The 3,481-nt window shown below is 38.3% G+C and carries 5 protein-coding genes; 1 reads left to right on the forward strand and 4 read right to left on the reverse strand.

What is annotated here, in order from left to right; translation table 11 throughout:
* Nucleotides 1-143: 143 nt before the first annotated feature.
* The 3 genes from IM322_RS04750 to IM322_RS04760 form a co-directional block, all read right to left on the reverse strand.
* Nucleotides 144-353: a hypothetical protein gene (locus IM322_RS04750; protein ID WP_002739214.1), complete on the reverse strand. Its 210-nt coding sequence runs from the start codon at nucleotides 351-353 to the stop codon at nucleotides 144-146.
* A 238-nt stretch (nucleotides 354-591) separates the two neighbouring features.
* Nucleotides 592-2,271, reverse strand: a complete 1,680-nt coding sequence (locus tag IM322_RS04755) for a glycosyltransferase family 39 protein (RefSeq protein WP_287674820.1) — start codon at nucleotides 2,269-2,271, stop codon at nucleotides 592-594.
* A 1-nt stretch (nucleotide 2,272) separates the two neighbouring features.
* Nucleotides 2,273-2,848, reverse strand: coding sequence for a hypothetical protein (locus IM322_RS04760; protein WP_287674818.1), 576 nt, complete (start codon nucleotides 2,846-2,848; stop codon nucleotides 2,273-2,275).
* Nucleotides 2,849-3,084: 236 nt separating this feature from the next.
* Between IM322_RS04760 and IM322_RS04765 the strand changes: the two genes are divergently transcribed.
* Nucleotides 3,085-3,279, forward strand: coding sequence for a hypothetical protein (locus tag IM322_RS04765; protein WP_287674815.1), 195 nt, complete (start codon nucleotides 3,085-3,087; stop codon nucleotides 3,277-3,279).
* Here IM322_RS04765 and IM322_RS04770 read toward each other — a convergent pair.
* A partial coding sequence (locus IM322_RS04770) for a hypothetical protein (RefSeq protein WP_502866909.1) occupies nucleotides 3,276-3,481 on the reverse strand: 206 nt, incomplete at its 5' end. The genes IM322_RS04765 and IM322_RS04770 overlap by 4 nt on opposite strands.

Below are 3,481 nucleotides of genomic sequence, written 5' to 3' on the forward strand. Positions count from 1 at the left end.
TGGTCAATTACCTAATTTTCAGGGAAAAAGTCCCTGAATTTTCCCCCCAATCACTCCAAGGGTCGGCACTTTTTGAGGGAAAAAAAGTCTAAAAACCTTGTTGGATAAGGTTTTTAGATTTATTCAGCAAACCCTAGTTATAGTTAATAACTTAACTTCAGAGCATTTACTGGTACATCATCCCAAGATTCTACGGTTCTTAAAACTGCTACCCACCCCGCTTGTTTTTGTTCATCCGTAAGACTGGTTAACCAACTTTGATGACAATCTTTTGCTGCTTGTTCATCTTGACAGGCAATACAAGCTTGTACTAAACCGCAGGGGTCAATCTGTTCATTTACCCAAATAATCATAGTTAATAGCCCTACTTAAGGTTTGCGGCAAAAAGTTTTTCGTGGGGACAGGGTGTGGGGTGTGGGGTGTGGGGTGTGGGGTGTAGGGTTTTACCGATTTTGAGGGGGTCAATTACCTAATTTTCAGGGAAAAAGTACCTGAATTTTACCCCCGATCACTCCAATAGTTGGCACTTTTTGAGAGGAAAAAAGTCTAAAAGCCTTACCCAACAAGGTTTTTAGATTTATTCAGCCAACCCTACTTAACTTTATTATTATAATCCATCGATCGCCCACAGAGAAACTTTTGATATTCATAACCTGTTACATAATTGGAGGATAACTCTGAGAGTTGACAGTCCGAGCGATCTATTGAAGAATGGAAATTAATTAACCATAATTCAAAAGGGGGAGAAGATGACAGATTAAAATTTGGCTTTTGTCCTGAGTTAACTAAGATAAACTGAGGGTTTTTATCGGGAAATCTTTGGTTAAATTCCCAAGCAATTCCCATCATTTCTCCCACCTGCACCAAACTCCTATAGCTAGTGGCAATTACTAAGGGATAACGGCTATTATTTTCGATGGTGGTAACTAATTTATCCGGGCGATAATACTTACGATAGCCTAAATTAAAAGTAACACTTAGGGAACTAATTAAAGCCATGATAATTACAATAATTACGATTTTTTGATGCTTCCTTTGCCAACAATTGTCTAATAAAATTGCTAGAATTAAAATTACCGAGGGAAAGTAAACAAAACTATATCTAGCTCCCCGGGTAATATCGACCGAGAGCAGATAGGTGATGACAAAGAAAATAGCAATTGAACTGAGAAAAAATGCCGAGAGAATGCCTAATTCTGGTTTATAGGAGTCTAGCCACGCTGTTTTTAATTGTGGGATAATCCAGAGAAAAAAACCGATCATTATTGCCCCAGAAATCAAGATAATTATTAAAGATTCTGATTCAACGGGGAGCAGAGAAAGCATAGTAATTAATGTTCCCAGCAATTGAAAAAAGGGGCTAATTACTGCTAAAAAACTATCATTGTCTCTCTGAATCCAACCGGTCATCTGATTGCCATAATCTTTGGGTACAACCGTGATCAACCAAATAATAATAAAGCTCAAGTTACCTAAAAAAACTAAACTTAAACGCCACCAATTAGTTATCCAAAAGTTTTTTTGTTTGATTTGATTGAATAAAATCAATAATAAAGTTATTGCTTCCGCTAGGATAGTTAAACTAAAAAAATAGTGGACTAATAACCCTAGACAGTTGACAATTAACCAGAAAAAAACCAAAGTATGGGATATTCTTTTATGGTGGATAATTTGGCCGCTTGCCCTCAGAAAACAGCCTAAAGATATGAGGACAAATACAACCGCTAAAGTATAATGGCGCGCTTCTTGGGAGATAAAAACCCCATAGGGAGAAACCGCCATTAAAATCGCCGCTAGAAAAGCGATCGAGCCTGATTTAAAGACCAATTTACTGATAAAATAAATTAAAGGAATCGAAATAACTCCCCAAAATACTGCCAGCGATCGCATCGCTTCTAAAGATACATATTCTCCCCGATCAAAGAATAATTTATTCCAGAGATAGGCGAGAATAAAATATAAAGGTGGATGATTGTCCTCCTGAATAACTAATTTAATTACATCGGCAATAGTTGCCTGATGGTTGCTCTGGAGAGGTGCGAATAAAGTGGCGAGGGAAATTATCTGATTTAACGGCACTATCTGGTAATTATTGCCAATACTAAAAACCATAGTGGCAAATTCATCCGTCCAGGGAGGTTTGCTAGTTAATTGTGTTAACCTAATAACCAGTCCCAAAATTATTACTAATCCTAACCAGCAAAAATCAGACCAAGCTAACCGCTCCTTGCTTTTTTGTTGTAGATCAGAAATGACTGTAGATAAATTCAATTTAATTGTTATCTCCGAAAGATTCGATTATTTTAACCGCTTCCGATGGTGAAATATCTTGACGGCAATTAGGATAATCATACTCCTCCCGGGCAATTAATGCCCCACTGAGACGATAAAAATATTCTCCCATTTTCATCCAATCGGAATACAAATCAGGTTCAGGGAATTGTTGCTTTAATTCCGAGTCTTGGGGTGTACCATAATTGAGCCAGTATCCTTCTCCAAATAGTGGGGAATTGAGCGCTAGGGTTCCCTCTAATTCTAAACCATCATCGCCCCTGGCGTTTTCGATTCCTTCCACCAAAAAACAGCTATTCTCGGCATTTTCAAAGAGGACTGCGTATCCTTTCCCCTCTTCTGCGAGGATTTTAATCTCGCTGGCCCGAAATCCGGGGGGGATATAGTTAGGTAAAATAATCTTAGCATCTAGCGATCGCAGCTGTTGCCGTTGACTGGCGCTCAAAGTTACCGTTTCTGCTCTGAGATATTGCCCATTGTCAATAATAACAATAGATAATCCTAAAACTAAAGGACAGAGAAATTTTATGGTCATAATCGCTGTTTCTAAGGTCATATTCTGGAGAATATGTCAGTTTTTAGCTGATTTACTGATTATTTAACCAGATTGACGACGAATATTGCCCTTTTCCTGTTCCCGATTCCCTATTTACCGATTCTAATCGACAAAAAATCATAGCTTGTCTGTGGATTCCACTTTTTTCCACTTCTGTCACCCGGAATTATGGGACTGACATCACCCCAAACCCTCTCGTATTCTAAGGTTATCGACAGGAAAGAGAGGTAACAACCATGTTAGTCAGCCACCAAAATCCAACTTTTGTCCGTAACTACTTAATCGCAGTTATCTCCGTGGTGATGATGGGTATGGGGGTTGCCGATCTCGTCAATAATCCCTCTCGAATCGCTCAACAAAACCGTCTTGATGGTTATGGTCGCTATGTTAGCGCTGGTTTGGTTAGTGGTGCGGTCAATAATATGCGTTAATTTACCTCTGACTCTAAATCCTGTTTAAAAGGTGTGGGGGAGTGGGAAGTTTTTTCAGTGATCAGTAAACAGTAAACAGTGAACTGATAACTGATAACTGATAACTGATAACTGATAACTGATAACTGATAACTGATAACTGATAACTGATAACTGATAACTGATAACTGATAACTGATAACTGATAACTGATAACTGATAA

It is taken from the genome of Microcystis sp. M109S1, from assembly GCF_020247025.1.
GTDB lineage: Bacteria > Cyanobacteriota > Cyanobacteriia > Cyanobacteriales > Microcystaceae > Microcystis.